Source organism: Staphylococcus sp. OJ82, from assembly GCF_000294465.1.
Classification (GTDB): domain Bacteria; phylum Bacillota; class Bacilli; order Staphylococcales; family Staphylococcaceae; genus Staphylococcus; species Staphylococcus equorum.
The window spans coordinates 99,248-121,399 of record NZ_ALPU01000011.1; the positions used below are offsets into that span (position 1 = coordinate 99,248).

General features: G+C 33.7%; 19 protein-coding genes, 1 tRNA gene and 1 pseudogene. 4 read left to right on the forward strand and 17 right to left on the reverse strand.

Going from position 1 to position 22,152, the window contains the following annotated elements; all coding sequences use genetic code 11:
- Nucleotides 1–18 precede the first annotated feature (18 nt).
- Nucleotides 19–1,026 (reverse strand): type I glyceraldehyde-3-phosphate dehydrogenase, encoded by a 1,008-nt coding sequence (gene gap, locus SOJ_RS11375; protein ID WP_002508255.1) that lies wholly within the window; start codon nt 1,024–1,026, stop codon nt 19–21.
- A 53-nt stretch (nt 1,027–1,079) separates the two neighbouring features.
- Nucleotides 1,080–2,096 carry a sugar-binding transcriptional regulator gene (locus SOJ_RS11380; RefSeq protein WP_002508256.1) on the reverse strand — a complete coding sequence of 339 codons (1,017 nt, stop codon included), beginning with the start codon at nt 2,094–2,096 and terminating at the stop codon, nt 1,080–1,082.
- Between the two features lie 379 nt (nt 2,097–2,475).
- Here SOJ_RS11380 and SOJ_RS11385 point away from each other — a divergent pair, with 379 nt between their 5' ends.
- Nucleotides 2,476–2,709 carry a hypothetical protein gene (locus SOJ_RS11385; protein WP_002508257.1) on the forward strand — a complete coding sequence of 78 codons (234 nt, stop codon included), beginning with the start codon at nt 2,476–2,478 and terminating at the stop codon, nt 2,707–2,709.
- Between the two features lie 340 nt (nt 2,710–3,049).
- Here the strand turns inward: SOJ_RS11385 and SOJ_RS11390 are convergent, their stop codons facing one another.
- The gene (locus SOJ_RS11390) at nt 3,050–3,694 is read right to left on the reverse strand and encodes a DUF4887 domain-containing protein (protein WP_002508258.1); all 645 of its coding nucleotides are present in this window, start codon (nt 3,692–3,694) and stop codon (nt 3,050–3,052) included.
- 289 nt (nt 3,695–3,983) lie between these two features.
- On the opposite strand from SOJ_RS11390, the gene SOJ_RS11395 reads away from it, so the two are divergent.
- Together SOJ_RS11395 and SOJ_RS11400 are read left to right on the forward strand one after the other, a co-directional pair.
- Entirely contained in the window at nt 3,984–4,172 is a 189-nt protein-coding gene (locus SOJ_RS11395) for a hypothetical protein (RefSeq protein WP_002512176.1), read from the forward strand.
- Nucleotides 4,173–4,549: 377 nt separating this feature from the next.
- Complete coding sequence (locus tag SOJ_RS11400) at nt 4,550–5,446, forward strand: TIGR01777 family oxidoreductase (protein WP_002508259.1); 897 nt, start codon at nt 4,550–4,552, stop codon at nt 5,444–5,446.
- A gap of 69 nt (nt 5,447–5,515) precedes the next feature.
- Here the strand turns inward: SOJ_RS11400 and clpP are convergent, their stop codons facing one another.
- Nucleotides 5,516–6,100 carry an ATP-dependent Clp endopeptidase proteolytic subunit ClpP gene (gene clpP, locus SOJ_RS11405; RefSeq protein ID WP_002508260.1) on the reverse strand — a complete coding sequence of 195 codons (585 nt, stop codon included), beginning with the start codon at nt 6,098–6,100 and terminating at the stop codon, nt 5,516–5,518.
- A gap of 153 nt (nt 6,101–6,253) precedes the next feature.
- On the opposite strand from clpP, the gene SOJ_RS11410 reads away from it, so the two are divergent.
- A tRNA-Arg gene (locus SOJ_RS11410) sits at nt 6,254–6,325 on the forward strand.
- 210 nt (nt 6,326–6,535) lie between these two features.
- Here the strand turns inward: SOJ_RS11410 and SOJ_RS11415 are convergent.
- From SOJ_RS11415 to SOJ_RS11475, 13 genes and pseudogenes are all read right to left on the reverse strand, one after another.
- Nucleotides 6,536–7,381, reverse strand: a pseudogene (locus tag SOJ_RS11415) (YitT family protein).
- A 260-nt stretch (nt 7,382–7,641) separates the two neighbouring features.
- Nucleotides 7,642–8,589: a DNA-binding protein WhiA gene (whiA, locus tag SOJ_RS11420; protein WP_002512107.1), complete on the reverse strand. Its 948-nt coding sequence runs from the start codon at nt 8,587–8,589 to the stop codon at nt 7,642–7,644.
- Nucleotides 8,590–8,633: 44 nt separating this feature from the next.
- Nucleotides 8,634–9,632 (reverse strand): gluconeogenesis factor YvcK family protein, encoded by a 999-nt coding sequence (locus SOJ_RS11425; RefSeq protein WP_002508264.1) that lies wholly within the window; start codon nt 9,630–9,632, stop codon nt 8,634–8,636.
- A complete protein-coding gene (gene rapZ / locus SOJ_RS11430; RefSeq protein ID WP_002508265.1) occupies nt 9,619–10,545 on the reverse strand; it encodes an RNase adapter RapZ in 927 nt (308 codons plus the stop codon). Before rapZ ends, SOJ_RS11425 begins: the two co-directional genes overlap by 14 nt.
- 326 nt (nt 10,546–10,871) lie before the next feature.
- A complete protein-coding gene (trxB, locus tag SOJ_RS11435) occupies nt 10,872–11,816 on the reverse strand; it encodes a thioredoxin-disulfide reductase (protein WP_002508266.1) in 945 nt (314 codons plus the stop codon).
- Nucleotides 11,817–11,881: 65 nt separating this feature from the next.
- Complete coding sequence (locus SOJ_RS11440) at nt 11,882–13,318, reverse strand: tetratricopeptide repeat protein (protein WP_002508267.1); 1,437 nt, start codon at nt 13,316–13,318, stop codon at nt 11,882–11,884.
- 24 nt (nt 13,319–13,342) lie between these two features.
- Nucleotides 13,343–13,819, reverse strand: coding sequence for an acyltransferase (locus SOJ_RS11445; protein ID WP_002508268.1), 477 nt, complete (start codon nt 13,817–13,819; stop codon nt 13,343–13,345).
- Nucleotides 13,820–13,828: 9 nt separating this feature from the next.
- Nucleotides 13,829–14,665 carry a prolipoprotein diacylglyceryl transferase gene (gene lgt / locus SOJ_RS11450; protein ID WP_002508269.1) on the reverse strand — a complete coding sequence of 279 codons (837 nt, stop codon included), beginning with the start codon at nt 14,663–14,665 and terminating at the stop codon, nt 13,829–13,831.
- Between the two features lie 3 nt (nt 14,666–14,668).
- Nucleotides 14,669–15,604 carry an HPr(Ser) kinase/phosphatase gene (gene hprK, locus SOJ_RS11455; RefSeq protein ID WP_002508270.1) on the reverse strand — a complete coding sequence of 312 codons (936 nt, stop codon included), beginning with the start codon at nt 15,602–15,604 and terminating at the stop codon, nt 14,669–14,671.
- Between the two features lie 336 nt (nt 15,605–15,940).
- Nucleotides 15,941–18,775: an excinuclease ABC subunit UvrA gene (gene uvrA / locus SOJ_RS11460; protein WP_002508271.1), complete on the reverse strand. Its 2,835-nt coding sequence runs from the start codon at nt 18,773–18,775 to the stop codon at nt 15,941–15,943.
- A 5-nt stretch (nt 18,776–18,780) separates the two neighbouring features.
- Nucleotides 18,781–20,763 carry an excinuclease ABC subunit UvrB gene (gene uvrB / locus SOJ_RS11465; RefSeq protein WP_002508272.1) on the reverse strand — a complete coding sequence of 661 codons (1,983 nt, stop codon included), beginning with the start codon at nt 20,761–20,763 and terminating at the stop codon, nt 18,781–18,783.
- Between the two features lie 325 nt (nt 20,764–21,088).
- On the reverse strand, nt 21,089–21,319 hold the full coding sequence (locus SOJ_RS11470) for a CsbA family protein (RefSeq protein WP_002508273.1): 231 nt from the start codon (nt 21,317–21,319) through the stop codon (nt 21,089–21,091).
- A 5-nt stretch (nt 21,320–21,324) separates the two neighbouring features.
- Nucleotides 21,325–21,966, reverse strand: coding sequence for a YfbR-like 5'-deoxynucleotidase (locus SOJ_RS11475; protein ID WP_002508274.1), 642 nt, complete (start codon nt 21,964–21,966; stop codon nt 21,325–21,327).
- Nucleotides 21,967–22,152: the final 186 nt, after the last annotated feature.

The following is a 22,152-nucleotide window of genomic DNA, read 5'->3' on the forward strand; positions in this document are numbered from 1 at the left end:
TTAATTTTTTAATCCGAATTATTTAGATTGGTCAGCTAAATATTCTAAAGTACGAACTAATTGTGAAGTGTAAGACATTTCGTTATCATACCAAGCAGCTATTTTAACTAATTGGTGATCTCCAACTGTCATAACACGAGTTTGTGTTGCATCGAATAATGAACCGTAAGTCATACCGATTACGTCAGAAGAAACGATTTCGTCTTCAGTGTAACCAAATGATTCGTCTGAAGCATTTTTCATTGCTGCGTTAACGTCTTCAACGCTTACGTCTTTTTCTAATACAACTGTAAGTTCAGTTAATGAACCAGTAGCAACTGGAACACGTTGAGCGCCACCGTCTAATTTACCATCGATTTCAGGGATTACTAAACCAATTGCTTTAGCAGCACCTGTTGAGTTAGGGATGATGTTTTCAGCAGCTGCACGTGCACGGCGTTTGTCGCCTTTTCTGTGTGGAGCATCTTGAGTACTTTGGTCACCAGTATATGCGTGAATAGTAGTCATGAAACCTTCAACTAAGCCGAAGTCGTCATTTAAAACTTTAGCTACTGGAGCTAGTGAGTTAGTAGTACATGAAGCACCTGAAACAACTGTTTCTGAACCATCTAATTCACTGTGGTTAGTGTTATAAACGATTGTTTTTAAGTCGCCTGTTGCTGGTGCAGAGATTAATACTTTTTTAGCGCCAGCGTCAATGTGAGCTTCTGCTTTTTCTTTATCAGCGAAGAAACCAGTACATTCTAAAACAACATCGATGTCTAAGTCTTTCCAAGGTAATTTACTTGGTTCAGGTTCTGAGAATGATTTAACTTCTTGTCCATTTACACGGAATCCGTCTTTTTCTACTTCAACTTCTCCTGTGAAGCGACCTTGTGTAGTGTCATATTTTAATAAATGAGCTAACATTTCGTCATCTGTTAAATCGTTAACTGCTACTACGTCAATACCTTCTACGTCTTGAATTCTTCTAAATGCTAAACGTCCAATTCTACCAAAACCATTAATTGCTACTTTAACTGCCATTATAATGGCCTCCTTTAAAATGATATTTAAAAAGTGTATTTCACCTTTTATTACTATTGTTTTGCGATTACTCTTGCCGAAGCTTCGTCTGTGATTAATACAGTGTTATTGGGTGCAATTGAAAGGTAAGCTTTAATAGCTTCTCCTTTTGATTTACCCCCAGCTACGGCAAAGATAAACTTCTTCGACTCAAGGTCTTCTAATTGTAGTCCAATCGTTTTCACTTTATGGACAATGTCACCTTGATCATCGAAATAATATCCAAATGCTTCTCCCGAGGCATTGTGATGTTGAAGTTTCTCTATAACTTCACTAGGTGATTGACGTCTTCGCGCCATCTTCAGCGCATCACCAATGCCGTGGATCGTAATATTGGATTCCTTAATTTTCTCAAGTGAATGGATAACTGATGGTTCTAACATAAGCGTATTATATGTTGTCTCACTTACATTATCTGGTACATATAGTGTTGTATAATCACCGTTCGTTTGCTGCGCCATACTTGCAGCAATCGTATTCGCTTGATATACAACATTTTCACCAAGTCCTCCACGTGCAGGTACGAATAATACGTTGTACGGTTGCTTGTGCATGGCTTCGCTGACATATGCCATCGTTGAACCACCAGTCACAGAAACTATTGCATGTTCGTAAAGAACATCTTCTACAAGTTGTCCCGCCTGACGTGACAACTCAATCTTAACTGTTTTATCAGCATCTGAATCGCCAGGTATGACGTAAACCTCTTTGATGTTGTACTGCTCTTTAATAACTTGCGCAAGATGATGATCGTCTGAATAAATATTGAAATAGCTATTCAATTGACGAATCGTTGTTTCGCCTGCTTCAGTTATTTCCATACCTGTTGGTTTAACTTTGATGAGTTCTTGTTTCTTCAATATATCTGTTTCTGAACGCAGTACACGTTCAGTCAAATCCATGTATTCACTTAAACTTCGTCTACCTACGGGTTGATGCTTGGAGATAGTAGTGAGTATTGAAAAACGACGATACATCTTTTCAACAATTTCTGGAACTAACTTTTGTTGAATTTTTATCAAGTCCTTCACTACTATCCACCTCCATTTCCATTTAAAGGGTCAAGTTCTAACCATAGATTGACTTTTTACGTCCCTGGTGGGACAAAAAAATATAACCTCTTATAACAGCAATACTACTACTATATTTTTAAAATTGCAAGAGAAATACCTATCTATTAATTATTAACTATTGACCATTAAAATTTTTGTTACTTTTGTAACTACCTACAATAATTTAATACCCGCTAAAAACATCAATTAATCATTCATACTTATTATTTTTTAATAGTACATATTATAATATAAACACATATTATTCACATTCTTATGCTTTTACAAGCGTGAATGATTGAATGGTTGTCCTATTATCATTAAAATAGTTTTATAATACTATTTTGGAGGAAAAACTATGTCACAAAAAGATCAACCAGAGGTTATCGATCCGGATGACCAACGATATAAGGACCCAGATCATTTTAATAAGCATAGTCAAAAACCATACGCTGGTACACACCAACACCAATCATATAATTATACAAAAAATATCGGTTGTGGTTGTGGCCCATTCGGTTGTTTGAGTGGTTGCATTACCTTAATACTCTTGTCATCGCTCCTTACTTTCTTATTAAACTTCCTATTTTAATTCAATTTGATTCACATTAGCTTTTATTTTATTTGAAATTATAAGCACCCTGCGCTTCAAGTTCATTAAAATAAAGTCTGCGTTTGTCTTTATAAGGGGTCAACTAATTACTAATGATGAATAATTGATTGGTTTAAAAAATGACAACGCTTTGGTCTGACTCCTTCAAGAAAAATCCTAGCTGAATACTATAGACTAAGGCTATGACTGCAGAAATAGCATAGAAAAACGCCAGCAAAGTCGTAGTCTTTGTTGACAATATAAAAGAAGCACCCGTGAGAACGAGTGCTTCTTTTTAATAGCTTATACAATTATATTTACTAAACCGTTATGAACAACGTTAATCTTCTTCTGATGAATTCGAGTTACTATTTTGTGTTGATCTTTCTTGTGTGTCAGCTTGACTACTTCTTTCTTCTGTTGAAGGTTCAGGTGTTTGCTCTTCAGTTGAAGGTTCTGAAGTTTTTTCTTCTGTAGATGGCTCAGGTGTTTTTTCCTCTGTTGTACGCTCTTCTGTAGTGCGTTCTTCTGTAGTGCGTTCTTCTGTAGTGCGTTCTTCTGTAGTTTGCTCTTCGGTAGAGCGTTCTTCAGTTGTTTCTTCTTTTGTTTTCTCAGGAGAGTCTTTTTCTTCTTCTGTTGTACGTTCGGCTGTTGCAGGTTGTTTTGTTTGTTGTTGAGTTTGTTGTGTCTGCTGTGTTTGTTGCGTAGTTGGAGCTTGCTGAGTTTGTTGTTGGGTTTGTTGCGTTTCTTGTGACTCTTCTGTTGATTTCTCTCTTTTCTTATCTTTTTCTTCTTTAGTCTTTTCTTTTTTCTTATCTTTTTCTTCTTGCTTTTGATCAGCTAAACGTTCATCGGCTTGTTTCGAATGATCTACAAAGGCAAAAATGGCAAAAACTAATCCACCTACTAATAACAAGACAATAATCGCACTCACAATTTTTGCAAAACTGCTCATTTTCTTGTTATTTTGATTATGCTTTGGCATAAGCTCCCCTCACTTCAATTTATATCATAACTTTTATATTTATTCTAAATGTACTTTCATTAACAAATGTATATTTTACACTATTTTTCATACTAATCAAACCGATTAACTATTTTTTAATATGGCTGTTATCTTGATGTCATATCTGTTGTAAAATACAACTATGCTTTAACATTTTATGATTCAGTATAATATTAATCTAAATCAAACTATATTTTCAATACTTTTATTTAATTTCAATTGTTAGTTTACATGTTTCACTATTATCATAACAGGATGTGAGCTAAATATGAATAAACATGATTTATTAAATGATTTTGAGCAGCAGGGTCACCCTAACAAAAAAGGCCTTCGTCAAATGATGGTTGAAAATGACAACTATGAACCAAAGCCTACTTCCAAGAAACGTAATCTTTTCTTTAGTTTTATTATTTTCCTTCTATTAGTTATTTTCAGTCTAATATTTCTTTTCATCTAATAGTAAAGCATTAAAAAATTTATTAGGGATACGTTTATATAAGCAATTTATAAATAAAAAGATAGTTATAAATCTTTAATTACGTTAGCATATAAATATAGGCCTATACGATAATCGCATAGGCCACTACTAAAGGGAGTCAAAATTTTACCTTCGTTAGTATATTATGGGGTATACTCGAAATAATTAAGAGATGATTAATTAATATCGAAGGTACCCTTATTATAACGGTATCCAATATTATTTTAAATACTTCTTAAGATGACTAAATGACATATTCTTGAACAATTTTCGAAAGAATTATGTCAGAAAAATTTAGCTTGAGTCGTTTTTTAATCATTACAGTCTAAAGCATTACTATTTTATGAGGTGATATAATGAAACACTATTTAATAACAGGTGGCACAGGTATGGTTGGTACCCAACTCGTTGAAGCTATCAAGCAAAGTGACGCGCATATAACAATTCTTACTAGACAAGACAAATCAACTTCACACCCAAAAATAACATACGTTAATTGGTCTAAAACGAATTGGGAATCTCAAATTCCTGATATTGACATCGTTATTAACCTTGCAGGTGCAAGCTTAATGAAACGTTGGACAAAAGAACATAAACAAGCAATTATGTTGAGCCGCTTACAGTCTACGCAAGCATTATTCGACTTGTTTAAAAACCGCAAACAAAAACCTTCAGTATTCTTTAATGCGAGTGCAGTTGGTTATTACAAGCCAGATTACGATCGAACTTATACAGAATTATATAAATCGCTCCCTTTTGATTTCTTATCAGAAGTAGTTTACCAATGGGAACGTCGCGCACGTCAGTTTGAATCATTAGGCACACGTGTTGTGATTGGTAGATTTGGCATGATCCTAGCAGAAGATGGAGGCGCCTTACCTTTGATGAAACTACCATATGAATTTTACCTTGGTGGTAAACTCGGTTCAGGTAGACAATGGTATTCTTGGATTCATTTAGATGATTTAACAAGAGCCATACTCTATACAATTAACAACGGAAATGCACATGGCGTTTTCAACTTTACAGCGCCTATTGTTGAACATCAAAATTTATTTGGCTATACATTGGCACGCGTCACACATCGTCCCCATTTCACTTGGGTACCAGCATTAGCCTTAAGATTAGCTTTAGGCCAAATGTCTACAGTTGTATTGGACACACAAAAAGTAATTCCAAATAAATTACAGGCTATAGACTTTAAATTTAAATATCCAGATTTAAAAATAGCTTTAGAAGATTTAGTAGAATAATAATTAAAAAAGACAAGCCACATGATGTGGCTTGTCTTTTTTAATTAAGCTTTTATATTAATTTTAGCGTTATGCTTCAGGAACCATAACTTGGTCAACTAGACCGTATTCTTTAGCTTCTTCAGCTGATAAGAAATTATCACGATCTGTATCTTTTTCAATTTTTTCAATTGACTGACCAGTACGCTCTGCTAAAATTTGGTTTAATTTAGCACGTGTCTTAAGAATATGATTCGCAGCAATTTCAATTTCTGTTGCTTGACCTTGCGCACCACCAAGTGGTTGGTGAATCATTACTTCAGCATTTGGTAAAGCAAAACGTTTACCTTTTGCTCCTGCTGCAAGTAGGAATGAACCCATTGAGGCAGCCATACCAATACAGATTGTTTGTACATCTGGTTTAATGTGTTGAATTGTATCATAAATTGCAAATCCAGCCGTCACACTTCCGCCTGGCGAATTGATATAAAGATAGATATCTTTTTCAGCATCTTGTGCTTGTAGGAATAATAATTGTGAAACAATAGAGTTTGCTACATTATCATCGATTTGTGAACCTAACATAATAATACGGTCTTTTAATAAACGTGAGTAAATGTCATATGCACGTTCCCCACGGTTTGTTGTTTCAATTACTGTAGGTATTAAATTCATTAATATTGCCTCCTCATTTCTAATTGATAAATTTATTTTAACTCAAAAGTCAAATATGGTCAAAAATTAAAGCTCGAAATTTCACGAAACTTACATTATTCTTATTGACCGTTACTTCTAAGATTTGTACACTTGTATTAGCGTGTTTTTTAACCCCTCGTAGTGTAATGGATAACACGTAAGATTCCGGTTCTTAAAATGGGGGTTCGATTCCCTTCGAGGGGACTTGAATAAGATTTTCTAAACATCACCCGATACCATAGGTTATATATCTATGGTATCGGGTTTTATTTTTTATTTAAAAACACTCAACTCATTAACCACTTTTACCATATACCCTTTTTCAATATATCTAGTAATCTATGTAGTCTATAATATGCTAAAAATCTATGCAAGACAATTGTTTCTCTTTTTTAAATCAATACTTTTATAAATTTATTTTACATTTATAAAAGTACTACCTAAAACATCTCTCACATCATGGATTACTAAAAAGGCGTTTTCATCTTCTTCGTTAACAAGCTTTTTCACTCTCGTCACTTGAGACTGTGGCACTACCACGTATAGCATATGCGTCTCACTCTTAGCATAGCCGCCCTTACCAGTTAATATCGTAGAGCCTCTTCCTGTAAAAGCATTAATTTTATCGCTAATTGTTTCACTTTTACTTGATATAATCGTAACTGCTTTTTTAGGATTAAATCCTTCTATGATAAACGATGTCGCTCTTTCGGTTACAAATAGCATAATGATTGTAAATAACACATTTTGTAAAGGAAGTACCATCAAAAAAGATAGAACGACGAGTGCATCCAACACAAAGATGCCTTGCGATGTTTTAATTTCTGAGTATTTATTAATTATCTTAGCTATAACTGATGTGCCTCCAAGTGTACTACCTGTCGCAATAACTAAACCTCCACCAATACCGATAATAGCCCCACCAAACACAGCATTAATCACGAAATTATCCACACCAAGATTTATATTTTCAGTTCAATGTAAGAACAGTGAAAGTGACGTATTTGCTATAACTGTATAGACTGCAGTTGTTTTACTCAAAAATTTCCAACCAATGAATACAACGAGCGTATTGATAATTAATGATGTCCAAGCCGGCGACAATCCAAATGAATATAATAGTGCTAAAGATATACCGACAGTGCCCCCGTCTCCTAAGTTAGATCCAAGTAAAAAACAATTGACACCTATTGCGTTAATAAACGTACCTATTATACAAAGAATAATATTTTTAGAATGCTTATTAAACAGTTTTGACATTAACTCACTCCTTCGACTCCAACAACAATAGGGTTTAAGCATAATTCTATTGCTATTACGCATCACAAATTGTATTAATTATATAAAAAAACACCTCTTTATAGAGGTGTTAATAATCAAAACTAAATTATACAATTATTTTATAATAATACTAGCATAACTAATTCACGTATGACTAGATTTATTTTTAATAATGCCACTAATATTTCTCGAAGGCAGAATTGAAGAGTCCAAGGTAAAATATAAAACTGTAAAGTATATTATTTCAGTTCAATTGGTTCGCCAGTTCTCAATTTATCCGCCATTTCATTCAACTTTCTTAATCGATGATTCACACCAGATTTAGATATATTGCCAGAAGTCATCATTTCTCCTAATTCTTTAAGAGACACTTCTTGGTGCTCTACTCTGAGTTTTGCAATTTCACGTAATCTTTCAGGTAAATTATCCAGACCAATTTCTTGGTCAATTAAACGAATACTTTCTACATGTTTCATAGCAGCGCTTACTGTTTTATTCAAATTAGCAGTTTCACAATTCACCAATCTGTTAACAGAGTTTCTCATATCACGTACGATACGAACATCCTCAAATTTCAAAAGTGCTTGATATCCCCCGATTAAACTTAAGAAATCAGAAATTTTTTCCGCTTCTTTTAAATAGGCAATACTACCTTTTTTTCGTTCGAGGTGCTTTGCATTCAATTCATATTTATTCATTAACTGCGTTATACCTTCAGAATGATCTTCATATAATGAAAATATTTCTAAATGATAAGATGACGTTTCTGGATTGTTTACAGAGCCACCAGCAAGAAAAGCACCACGTAAATAACTTCTTCTCATTTCATCATCATGAATCAATGCTTCATCAATTTCGTGCGTGAAGACACCACTTTTTAAAATACCTAATTCATCCAATATTTCTCTGGCACGTACTTTAATACGACAGATATAAATATTGTTCTTTTTTAATTTCATTTTCTTTCTCACAAGTAGTTCCACTTCAACATTAAATACTTTTTTAATTAACGAATATATACGTCTTGCCGTAGTAGCATTTTCGGTTTGTACGTTAATAACAAATTGTTGGTTGGAAAGACTGAGTGCACCATTCATACGAATAAGCGCACTGAGCTCTGCTTTTGCATTCTCTTCATCTACTTCTATTCTAGTCAGTTCATTTTTCATCTCGGATGCAAAGCTCATAGATTAATCAGTCCCTTCTTTAACTAAATGACATCACTTAGTTATTATTTATCATTTTCTTTCTCACGCGTAAATTCAATCGTGTCAGTTTCTCTCATAGCTATTTCATAAATCATTTTAGATAATACTTCAGTATTATGACGCACGTAGTATTCTTCAGAAACCTCTACTAAATTAGGATGTGTAAATACTTTAATATTTTGTTCTTCCATATGATCCATATTACATTTCACTGGTGATGCTCCATCTTCCATATAGCGCTTTAACACATCTTCAGTAAATGATTGGGTGCTACAGATAGAATAATTGATAAAGTTCTGACCAACATGATCATGTATTGCGTTCACATGATCGATTGCAGTGTAACTATTTGTTTCACCTGGTTGTGTCATAACATTTGAAACATATAATTTAGGAACATCTCCACCTAGCAGTGCATTAGAAATACCCTTCACGCATAGATTAGAAATCACACTCGTATAAAGTGAGCCAGGGCCTAATACGATTAAATCTGCCTCTTCTATTGCTTCAACTGCTTCTTCCATTGGCTCAACATCTTCTGGTTCTAAAAATACACGTTTAATCTTTTTATTCTTTTTTGGAATATTAGATTCGCCATATACAATTTCTCCATCTTCCATCACCGCATTTAAACGTACACTCGTATTGGTAGAAGGAATAACACGTCCTCTAATATTTAAAATTTGACTTAGTTCTTTCACTGCATGTCCAAAATCGTTATTGATGTTGGTTAATGCAGCAATGAGTAGATTACCTAAAGAATGACCTTCGACTTGGTTTTCTTTAAAACGATATTGAAACAATTGTTCTATTGTTGATTCTGTTTCACTTAATGCCGAAATAACGTTTCGTATATCTCCTGGAGCAGGTATATCCATTTCGCTTCGTATTTTACCCGTACTACCACCATCATCAGCTACTGTGACAATCGTCGTAATATCGATCGGATAACCCTTTAAACCACGTGCTAAAACGGATAAACCCGTACCTCCACCTATAAGTACAAGTTTAATTCTTTTCATTTTTTTGTTTCACGCCACTTTCGACATGTGCATCCCTATGTTGTACATACACATTATAGTCAAAACTCTCCCTGAGTTCTGCTCCGATACGTTTGGCTAGTGCGACAGAACGATGTTGGCCACCAGTACAACCTATTGCAATAACAAGTTGAGATTTTCCTTCTTTTTTATATCCTGGTATCATAAATTTCAATAAATCCATTAATTTTTCATAAAAAATGTTTGTTTCTTTCCATTTCATTACATATTTATATACTGCTTCATCTTCGCCAGTTAATGGTCTCAACTCATCAACATAGTGTGGATTAGGTAAAAATCTTACATCAAATACAAGATCCGCATCTATTTGTATACCATGTTTAAAACCAAAGCTAATTACATTAATATTAAATGTTTGATAGTTACTTTGATTAAAATAATCTCCCATACGTTTGCGCAATTCTTTCGGTGTCATTTGCGATGTATCAATCGTATAATTCGCTAAACTTTGTATTTCAGTCAACAACTCACGTTCTTCTTCAATAGCTTCAATTAATGAACGTTGACCTTTTTCATTTAAAGGATGTGCACGACGTGTTTCTTTATAACGAGAAATCAGTTTTTCATTCGATGCTTCCAAGAACATTAAATCAACAATAACATCTGAATTACTCTTAATTTGATCCATTTCTTTAATTAAAGATTTAAATAGTTCCTTACCTCTTAAATCAATAGCAATCGCTACTTTTTGTAAAGAAGGATTTCCTTGCCCCATCAATTCTACAAATTTTGGTAAAAGAATCGGTGGTAAATTATCTACACAGAAATATCCAATGTCTTCTAAACTCTGAATGACCACAGATTTTCCGGCGCCTGACAAACCAGTTACAACCAACAATTCACTCTTTACTATTTCTTTTTCTTCTCGTTGCATCTCTTTACACCATCCATTGATTATTTTAATCGCAAAATTAGTTCTACGCTGTTAATAGCTTATTTATATTGGCATTTATACAATATCTTTCATTTTTCTCAATATAAGTCTAACGAGTTAATATTATCACATTATATTTTACATGAAAAACGACTAAGGTAGTAGCTTTATCTATCAATATTATAACGCTATAGTTGTTTCATTATGTAAAAAAGCTAGAATGTTATAACTTACTATAGATCGTAAGTATGACATTCTAGCTATGACTGAATTTATCTATGATATTTTATAATCTATGACTTTATCCCATCAATGATTCAATTTATTTATGCTTCAATTGTATCGTGTAAATGCTCGATATATGCAATGGCACTTTGTGCAGCAATACTTCCATCACCAGTTGCAGTGACAATTTGACGTAACCCTTTTTCACGTACGTCGCCTGCTGCATATATACCAGGTACACTTGTACTCATGTCTTCATTCGTTAAAATGTAGCCAACTTCATTAGTAATACCTAAATCTTGGAAAGGTATTGTTAATGGTTTCATACCAATGTACACAAATACGCCATCGCCATCTAGTGTTTGTTCTGTGCCATCCTTTGTAGATTCTAATGTTACCGAACCAACTTTGCCATCTTTGTCATTAATTGTTTTTAAAGTGTGACTCCAAATAAAATCAATTTTATCATTTTTAAATGCACGATCTTGTAAGATTTTTTGAGCACGTAATTCATCTCTACGGTGAACAATCGTTACGCTATCAGCAAATTTTGTAAGGAATGTTCCTTCTTCTACGGCTGAGTCTCCGCCACCAATAACAAATAATTTCTTACCTTTAAAGAATGCTCCATCACATACGGCACAATAACTTACGCCACGACCGCCAAGTTCTTGTTCACCAGGTACACCAATTTTTTTGTATTCTGCACCTGTTGAAATGATTACGGCGCGAGCTGTAATTTCACTATTACCAAGGTTAATCACTTTATGAGTACCTTTATCTTCTATAGATTTGATATCGCCATATTGATATTTAGCACCAAATTTTTTCGCATGTTCAAACATTTTCGTTGATAAGTCCGGACCTGTTACCATTTCAAATCCTGGGAAGTTCTCAACTTCTTCTGTGTTTGCCATTTGTCCACCTGGCATACCACGTTCAATCATTACTGTGCTTAAATTAGCACGTGATGCATAAACTGCAGCAGTCATTCCTGCTGGTCCGGCACCTATAATTGCCACATCAAAATCCACTTGTTCAGCCATTTAAATTGCCTCCTGTTTAATAATTCATTATGCGCAGTATATATGATTTCTTGCATTTCTTAAACTTATATGCTCACTAAATAATCTATCGTTTTATTTAAACGGTAAGAAGATATATCAAACCATTCGATTACTTGTTGTTTTGTTATTTTACTATCAGCATTACGATAATACATATACACAAATGCTGCAATATATTCATTTACATTTGTTAAATCTACTTTTTCAGATATAATTGCTTCTGCTTGATCAATCCATACAATAAATAAATCCTCATTATTTTTCAATGATTTCACACCATACAACATCAATAAGCCTCTATGAATGAAATCTAATTTGTTTAATTTTAAATCTTGAATAATATACGTAAGATATAGCTTTTCGTAATCTTCCATAGATTCTAGAACTGCCCAAATTTCTTGTGTCAAAAGCACTTCGCGTCCCTTTAACTGGTTTAATAAGAAAATACCATATAACCTATGATGGCTATCGTCATGGAGTAATAATGGTAATACTTGTTCATCGAAATACATTTTACTCTCTGCAATAACCCAAGGTGCATAACCTACATCTACTTTAGTCATATCTTGCAACTTCGACCAATAATATTTACTATCCTCAATATTGTTTAAATAGTAACTATTATAACTTAACGCATTGTACATTTGGATGGAAAGGAATTTTCCTTTTCTATAAAGTGGCTGTAATATTTTTTGCGAAGCTTCATATTGTTTCAAGTAACATAAAACGATGCCTAGCTTAAATGATTCATCATCATTCATCGGCATGACTTTATTTAAAATTTTTAAATAGCGTTGGTATTTTTCTTTATCATTCGTATTATAAAGTAATAAAGTATAATGACATAATGCATGTACATCCGTATTATCTTCACTAAGCAATCGCTCAAACATTTCTTTAGCAATGTCATATTCATTCATGTATAAATAACACATTGCAAGTAAATTACGCACTACGCGATGTTCTTGAATTTCATCGTTTTGATTTAAGATAAATGTTCGTGCTTCGGGTAATCTTCCCTGAGAAAATAGGTATTGGAAAATAAGTTGTACTGCAAATAGCTGACTTTCTATCTCTATTTTTTCAGCTGAATTATAAGAAACTTCAAACATTTCTTCAAGTTCTTCTTTATAATCTTCATCGTTAGACATCGTGACATAATTTATACCAAATAAAAATGCTTTATTTGCTTCATTTAATGTAATGTTTAATTGACTAAGCTGATAATAACTTTCTTCTACTAACTCTTGTTGCGCAATACTTTCATAAAATAGATGCTCTGCTTTACCACTTAGTCCTATATTCACAAGACATTCCGCGTATTTTACTTTTACATCAAAATCTTGAGGTGACATATCCAGCACTTTGCCATAATATTCTGCTGCCTTTTTATAATCTTGGTGCAGAAATTTTTGGTCTCCCAATTTTTTATAAAATTGACTATCTAATTTCATTGGTATTACTTTGCCGTTATGCGCCATCCATTATCACCTCCTAAATATTAATTAAGTTCTTATTTGCATGGGATTTCCATATGCTAATGCCGAATCAGGTATGTCTTTTGAAATAACAGCACCCGCTCCGACTTTAACATTTGATCCTATGCTTACACCTGGTAATATTGTAACATTCGCGCCAATTAAAGTATTATCACCAATTTGGACACGCCCCGTTCGAAATTCATCAACGAGAAATTCATGAGTCAAAATTGTAGTATTATAACCAATCACACAATTTTCCCCTATGGAAATATACTCTGGGTATAATAAATCGGGAACTACTTTAAAAGCAAATGCTGTGTTTTTACCAATATTCATTTTCAATAAATTGCGATACGCCCAATGTTTTAATTTCACGTGAGGCAAATACCTGCAAATTTCAATAATTATCGTTTGTTTAAATATTTTAATGTATCTAATATAACGATACATATGCCAAAGTGGGTTATTGCCTTTAACTTTAACCTTTTTTAAATTACGCATGATATTTTATCACTTCACTTTTTGATTTGACCAAGTTAACGGACCAACATCTTTATATCTTGGTGCGTTATATTTCACTCTTCTTATAATCATAATCACAATACCTACTATAATCAGTATAATAGACATTAACTGCGCTACTCGAATATCACTAGTTAACATCAAGCTATCTGTACGCATGCCTTCTACGAAAAATCTGCCGATTGAATACCATATCAAATATAGACAGAAAGTATCTCCTATACGTAAATGTTTTCTAAGCAAGATTAGTATAACAAAGCCTAAAATGTCCCAAATAGATTCATATAAGAATGTTGGCTGGTAGTATTTGCCATTAATATACATATTATTAATAATAAAATCTGGAATATGTAAGTTTTCTAAGAATGTTCTTGAAACAGGACCGCCATGAGCTTCATGATTCATAAAGTTGCCCCATCTTCCAATACCTTGGCCTAAAATCATACTTGGTGCAATGACATCACCAATTTGAAACGGATTAATATTTTTTTGTTTACAGATGATAATCCCTGTAACAAATCCACCTATTAAGCCACCGTGTATTGCAATACCACCGTTCCATATCATCGGAATTTCAATTGGGTTTTGAATATAATACGGCCACTGGAATACAACAAAATAAAGTCTCGCCATAATAAATCCAAATATTGCACTCCAAAAAATGATATCAACTAATGTATCTGTATCAAAGCCAATTCGTTTCACACCTTCTTGAGCAATAAAATAACCCAAGAGTATCCCAACAGCGATAATAATTCCGTACCAACGTACTGAAATAGGCCCAAGCTCAAGTGCAATTGGATTGATATAATTTAATGTCATCATTACCTATTTCTCCTCACTATTGCTACCATTTCGTAATATTTCAGCATTTAAGCGATCATTAAACTCTTCTGCTGTATTGATGCCCATAATATTCAGTCGGTAATTCATTGCCGCAACTTCAATAATAACCGCTACGTTACGTCCAGGTCGTACAGGAATTGTTTTTTTCGTAATTTCAGTATCTAAGATACGTAATTTTTCTTCATTTAAGCCGACTCGATCATATAATTTGTCTTTATGCCAGTTTTCTAAATGAATATTTAAACGCAATCGTTTTTCAGTTAAAATCGAACCTGCACCAAATAATGTCATAACATTAATGATACCTAAGCCTCTAATTTCTAATAAATGTTCTATTAATTTAGGTGCTCTCCCAATCAATTCGTCTTTACTAATTTCTCTAATTTCCACATTATCATCTGCTACTAATCTATGACCACGTTTTATTAATTCTAATGCCGTTTCACTTTTACCGATTCCAGAATCACCAGTAATCAGTACACCTACACCATAAACGTCGACAAGTACTCCATGCAGTGATGTTGTTCGTGCTAGTTCATGTTCTAAAAATGTAGTTAAACGACTCATTAATTGTGTAGTAGCAATCGTCGACGCAATTAAAGGCGTGTCGAGTTCTTTTGCTGCAGCGATAAGTTCCTCTGGTGGTTCTAAATCTCTCGTCACAATAATCGCTGGTGTATCTGGACGACATAACTTTCTCATACGACCTTTACGTTCTTCATCTGGTAATAAGTTATAAAAAGATAATTCCGTCGTACCTAATAATTGAATACGGTCAGAAGCATAGTGAGAAAAATAACCTGCCATTTCCAAACCTGGTCTTGAAATATCTGTATTTTTAATTTGTTTGTTTAAACCTGCTTCTCCAACAATAAGATCAAGTTCAAAGCGGTCTACTAAACTCTTGGTAGTTAACATAGTTCACCTCTATCAATATTTCTCTTACATTTGCAATATGATATTATCATATCAAAAAGAAATGATAATCCATATCAAAAAGTGTAGAAGATCGATAATTCAACACATATCTATAATATCTATCATTATATCAATTATAAACGATATCACACACCAGTGACTGATTATATTTTCAATTTATTCATTTAATTTACTACAAATCATTTTCTAGGTATTTGTTGGTAATAAATACAAAAATACCCCCTTCAAAGTTTGCACGTTAAAGTACTTACCTTGAAGAGAGCCATTTATACTTATGTTCCAGCCTTTTTGAGTGGAGTTACATACTTATATTGTTTATTTTACTGTATCTCTTTCTAGCACAGGCTTTAAGTATTGTCCTGTATAACTTTCTTTTACTTCTGCAATTTGTTCTGGCGTACCGGTAGCTACAAGCGTACCGCCCCCATCGCCACCTTCTGGACCTAAGTCAATAATATGATCTGCCATTTTAATAACATCTAAATTATGCTCAATAATAACCACAGTATCACCATTTTCCACTAGTTTATTGAGTACTTTTAATAATCGACCAATATCATCAACATGTAAACCAGTCGTTGGTTCATCAAGAATATAGATCGAGCGACCTGTAGAACGTTTATGCAATTCAGATGCGAGTTTAACACGTTGTGCTTCCCCACCAGAAAGTGTTGTTGCTTGTTGTCCGAGCGTAACGTATCCTAGTCCAACATCAACTAATGTTTTCAATTTACGATGAATTTTTGGTACTTTTTCAAAGAAATTAGTCGCTTCTTCAGCTGTCATTGCTAAAATATCTGCAATGTTTTTACCTTTATACGTGACTTCTAGCGTTTCTCTATTGTATCTAGAACCACCACAAATTTCACACGGTACATACACATCTGGTAAGAAATGCATTTCAATTTTTATAATACCGTCACCTCTACAAGCTTCACAACGACCGCCTTTCACATTAAAGCTAAAACGGCCTTTAGTATATCCTCTTACTTTAGATTCGTTTGTTTGCGCGAAGATATCCCTAATATTATCGAATACGCCTGTATAAGTTGCTGGATTTGATCTCGGTGTTCTTCCAATAGGTGATTGATCAATATCGATTATACGTTCAAGTTCTTCTATTCCTTGAATTTCGTCACAATCACCTGGTTTTACTTTTGATTTATTAATGTGTTTTGCTAATGATTTATACAGCACTTCATTAACTAACGTACTCTTACCTGAACCAGAAACACCTGTAACTACTGTCATTGTTGATAATGGAAAATCTACATCGATATCTTTTAAGTTATTACTTCTTGCGCCTTTAACACTGACTTTACGATCAGTTATTTCACGGCGTTCCTCAGGTACTTCTATCAGTTTTTTCCCGCTTAAATATTGACCAGTGAGTGATTTTTTCTGATTCATTACTTGTTTAGGTGTACCACTCGCGACAATTTCGCCACCATGTTCACCTGCACCTGGGCCTACATCAACCAAATAATCAGCCGCACGCATTGTATCTTCATCGTGTTCTACAACGATCAAAGTATTACCTAAGTCACGCATTTCTTTTAATGTACTTATAAGTCGATCATTATCTCTTTGGTGAAGTCCGATAGAAGGCTCATCTAACACGTAAAGTACACCTGACAGTCTAGAACCAATTTGTGTAGCAAGACGAATTCGCTGCGCTTCCCCACCTGATAATGATCCTGATGCACGATTGAGTGTTAAATATTCTAAACCAACGTTGTATAAAAATTCTAAACGTGAGTTAATTTCCTTTAATATTTGATCTGCAATTTTTCTATCTTGATCTGACAATTCAATATGTTCATACATATGCAAAGCATCTTTAATTGAATGTTCAACAACTTCACCAATATTCTGACCAGAAACATATACAGATAACGCTTCACGGCTTAAACGTTTACCATTACAAGTTTCACAAGGTAGCTCAGTCATATATTTACTCATCATCTCTCTAACAAGTTCAGATGGTGAGTCATGATAACGACGATTAATATTATTAAGCACACCTTCAAATTCCATTGTTCGTTTACGTGTTTGACCATTGCGTTGTTTAAAAGTGAACTCAATTTCTTTACCTTTAGAACCGTTTAAAATGATATCTTGTTGTCTATCTGTTAATTTTTTAAATGGTTTATCCATATTAATTTTATATACTTCACAAACACGATTTAATAATGTTGGATAAAAATCAGAACTTGAAGATTCCCAAGCTATGATTGCACCTTCATTTAAAGTTTTGTTTGTATCAGGAACCACTAAATCTAAATCTACTTTTAATTTCAATCCTAAACCATCACATGTTGGACATGCACCAAAGGGGCTGTTAAAACTGAACATACGAGGTTCTAGTTCACCAATTGAAAAACCACATATCGGACAAGCATGGTTTTCCGAGAATTTTAATTCTTCTCCCCCAATTATATCAACGATTAATGTACCTTCAGCAAGTCTAATCGCAGTTTCTATAGAATCAGCAAGACGTCCTTCAATACCTGCTTTAACCACCAAGCGATCTATTACGACTTCGATAGTATGATTTTTATTTTTATCTAAATTTGGCACTTCGTTTACATCCATAATTTCACCATCAACACGTACACGTACATAGCCTTTTTTGCTAATGTCGTCTATGAGTTTTTCTTGTGCACCTTTTCTATGAGAAACCACAGGAGCCAATAGTTGGATTTTAGAACGCTCTTCAAGTTGCATCACTTGGTCTACCATTTGTTGTACAGTTTGCGATTCTATTTCAATACCATGATTGGGGCAAAATGGTTTGCCTATACGTGCGTAGAGCAACCGTATATAGTCATATATTTCAGTTACTGTCGCTACAGTTGATCTTGGATTTTTACTTGTAGTCTTTTGGTCAATTGATATCGCAGGTGATAAACCTTCAATCGTATCAACATCTGGTTTATCCATTTGACCTAAAAATTGTCTTGCATAAGCACTTAATGACTCTACATATCTACGCTGACCCTCAGCATATATTGTATCAAAGGCAAGTGAAGATTTTCCTGATCCAGACAGTCCCGTCATCACGATGAGTTTATCTTTCGGTATTTCAATATCTACACCTTTTAAATTATGGGCACGAGCCCCTTTTACTACAATGGATGGTTGTTTCATATTTGTCACCCTTCTGCTTTTAATTCAAACAACATATCTCTAAGCTCTGTTGCTTTTTCGAAATCTAAATCTTTAGCTGCTTGTTTCATTTCTTTTTCTATATTTGCGATTGTTTTTTCGCGTTCTTTTTTCGTCATTTTCTTAGGTACTTCAGTTTGTTGTTGTTCATTTGTTTCATCATTTTCGACAGTTGCACTAATAACATCATGAATTTTCTTATTAATCGTAGTAGGCGTAATATTATGTTTTTCGTTATATGCTTTTTGAATTGTACGACGTCGCTCTGTCTCATCAATGGCATAACGCATGGAATCTGTAATCTTGTCACCGTACATAATAACTTCACCGCGACTATTACGTGCTGCACGTCCACTTGTTTGAACAAGTGATCTATGTGAACGTAAGAAACCTTCTTTATCAGCATCAAGAATAACAACAAGAGATACTTCTGGTATATCGATACCCTCTCTTAATAAGTTAATTCCAACAATGACATCATAAGTTCCCATACGTAAATCACGAATAATTTCTATACGCTCCAATGTTTTAATTTCTGAATGTAGGTAATTGACCTTAACGCCAGCTTCTTTTAAATAAGTAGTTAAATCTTCACTCATTTTTTTAGTTAATGTTGTAACTAGCACACGTTCATTACGTTCAATGCGCTCATGGATTTCACTTATTAAATCGTCAATTTGTTTTTCCGTTGGTCGCACTTCAATCTCAGGATCTAATAGACCTGTTGGACGAATAATTTGTTGTACCATTTCATCTGTATGTTCTAACTCAAATGGACCAGGTGTAGCAGATACATAAACGAGTTGATTGGTTTTTTCTTCGAATTCTTCAAATTTTAAAGGTCTATTATCCAAAGCGCTCGGCAAACGGAAACCATGATCTACAAGCACTTGTTTACGTGCACGGTCTCCATTATACATACCCCTAATCTGAGGTAATGTCACATGTGATTCATCAACCATTACAAGCCAATCATCGCCAAAATAATCTAACAACGTATATGGCGTTGAACCCATTGGTCTTAGTGTTAAATGCACAGAGTAGTTTTCAATACCAGAACAGAAGCCCATTTCTCGCATCATTTCTAAATCATAATTCGTACGTTGTTCTAGTCGTTGTGCCTCTAATAATTTATTTTCTGAGCGTAATTCTGTTAAGCGTTCTTCTAGTTCATTTTCAATTCTTTGTATTGCAGATTTCATTTTCTCTTCACGTGTTACGAAGTGGGATGCTGGAAAAATCACAAAGTGATCGCGCTCTCTCAAAACTTCACCCGTTAAATAATTTACTTCACGGATACGATCAATTTCATCACCAAAAAATTCTACACGAATACACATTTCTTCTCTCGAAGCAGGGAAAATTTCAACTACATCTCCCCTTACACGAAATGTACCACGTCTAAAATCAATATCATTTCTCGAATATTGAACGTCTACTAATTTTTTTAAAAGTTCACTTCTGTCCATTTCCATACCAGCGCGAACACTGACTACTAAATCTCGATATTCTTCTGGATTACCTAAACCGTATATACAACTGACACTCGCAATAATAATGACATCGTCTCTTTCAAAAAGTGAACTTGTCGCTGAATGTCGTAATTGGTCAATTTCATCATTTATTGAAGCATCTTTTTCAATAAATGTATCAGTTGATGGCACATATGCCTCTGGTTGATAGTAATCATAATAACTAACAAAGTATTCTACTCTATTTTCTGGAAAGAATTCTTTAAACTCACTATATAATTGACCCGCTAATGTCTTATTGTGGGCGATAATGAGTGTGGGTTTGCCTACTTGTTTAATAACATTACTCATCGTAAAGGTTTTACCTGTACCTGTCGCACCGAGTAAGGTTTGATGACGTTTGCCCTCATTAACGCCTTCAACTATTTTCTTTATCGCATCTGGTTGATCACCCTGAGGTGTAAAATCAGATTGTAATTTAAATTGATGATGTTCCATAGTGACACATGCCTCCTATATAATTTCTAATGATACGAACATACCTGATGTGTCTATGTTTAAAATGTATATACCACTGTTGCTGTGTGTCTGCATCAAGTTTGCAGATTCATATTCTCGTTACATATTTTAACAGATTTACAAATGAAAAAACAAACATTTGTTCGCTTTTATCTTGCTGTATATAAAGAAAAACAAACATAGTTCTGTCACCATGTTTGCCTAAGTTGTATTTGTTTATCCTAAAATAAACTATATTGTTGAAGTTATACAATTATAAAATGCATATTTAACTATAGCAATTAAGTTGCTTAACACTTATTACTCAGTCATCTTCTTTTTTATGAAATTCTAATTGATCGATAATAAGGTAACCAGCTAGCAATGAGGCGACATCTATAAAAATGATCCATTCATTATGAAAAAAACCTTTTTGAACGGATGCACCTATTATAATTAATGTTAAAATCGTTCCTACCCATTTACTTCGTGTTAGCACGCTGAAAAATACCACGAAAATACATGGGAAAAAGGATGCGAGCACATACCAAATCATTCACTTCACCCATTTCTATTATTTAAAATAGCCATTGTTGTTTCACGTAATTCTGATCTTGGGATGAATTTTTCCGTTAACATTTCTGGAATAATATTATCTATAAAATCTTGTACCGAACTTAGATGATCAAATTGCATAATCGTTTCTAAGGACATCTCATATATTTCAAAAAATAGTTGTTCGGGGTTACGCTTTTGTATTTCTCCAAACGTTTCATATAATAAATCTATTTTGTCAGCTACAGAAAGTATCTGACCTTCTAATGAGTCATCTTTACCTTCTTGAAGTCTTTCTCGATATATATCTTGGTAGGCTTCTGGAATTTCTTCATTTATAAAATGATCTACCATTTCTTCCTCTACTTGTGAGAAAAGTTTTTTTAATTCGCCACTTGCGTATTTAACTGGTGTTTTAATATCACCCGTAAAAATTTCAGCAAAATCGTGGTTTAACGCCTTTTCATATAAACTTTTCCAATCTACTTCATTACCATGGTATTCCTCTACTGTAGCCAAATATTGTGCAATTTTTGTCACCTTAAATGAATGCGCAGCGACATTATGCTCAAAGTATTTAAATTTTCCCGGTAATCTAATTAATTTTTCTAAATCAGACAAGCGTTTAAAATATTGATGTACTCCCATGACATCGCCTCCTAGTTTGTTTAATGAATGATTATACTTAATTTTATAATATCATTCAACAATCAAAATGTCTTATCAATGTAATTGAATTTAACTAATTCAATTTATGGGGTGTCTAGTACATAAACTTATATCTCAGCCTCCGTTGTTATTTTGACAGTAATTGGCTGGGCATATACTACGAAA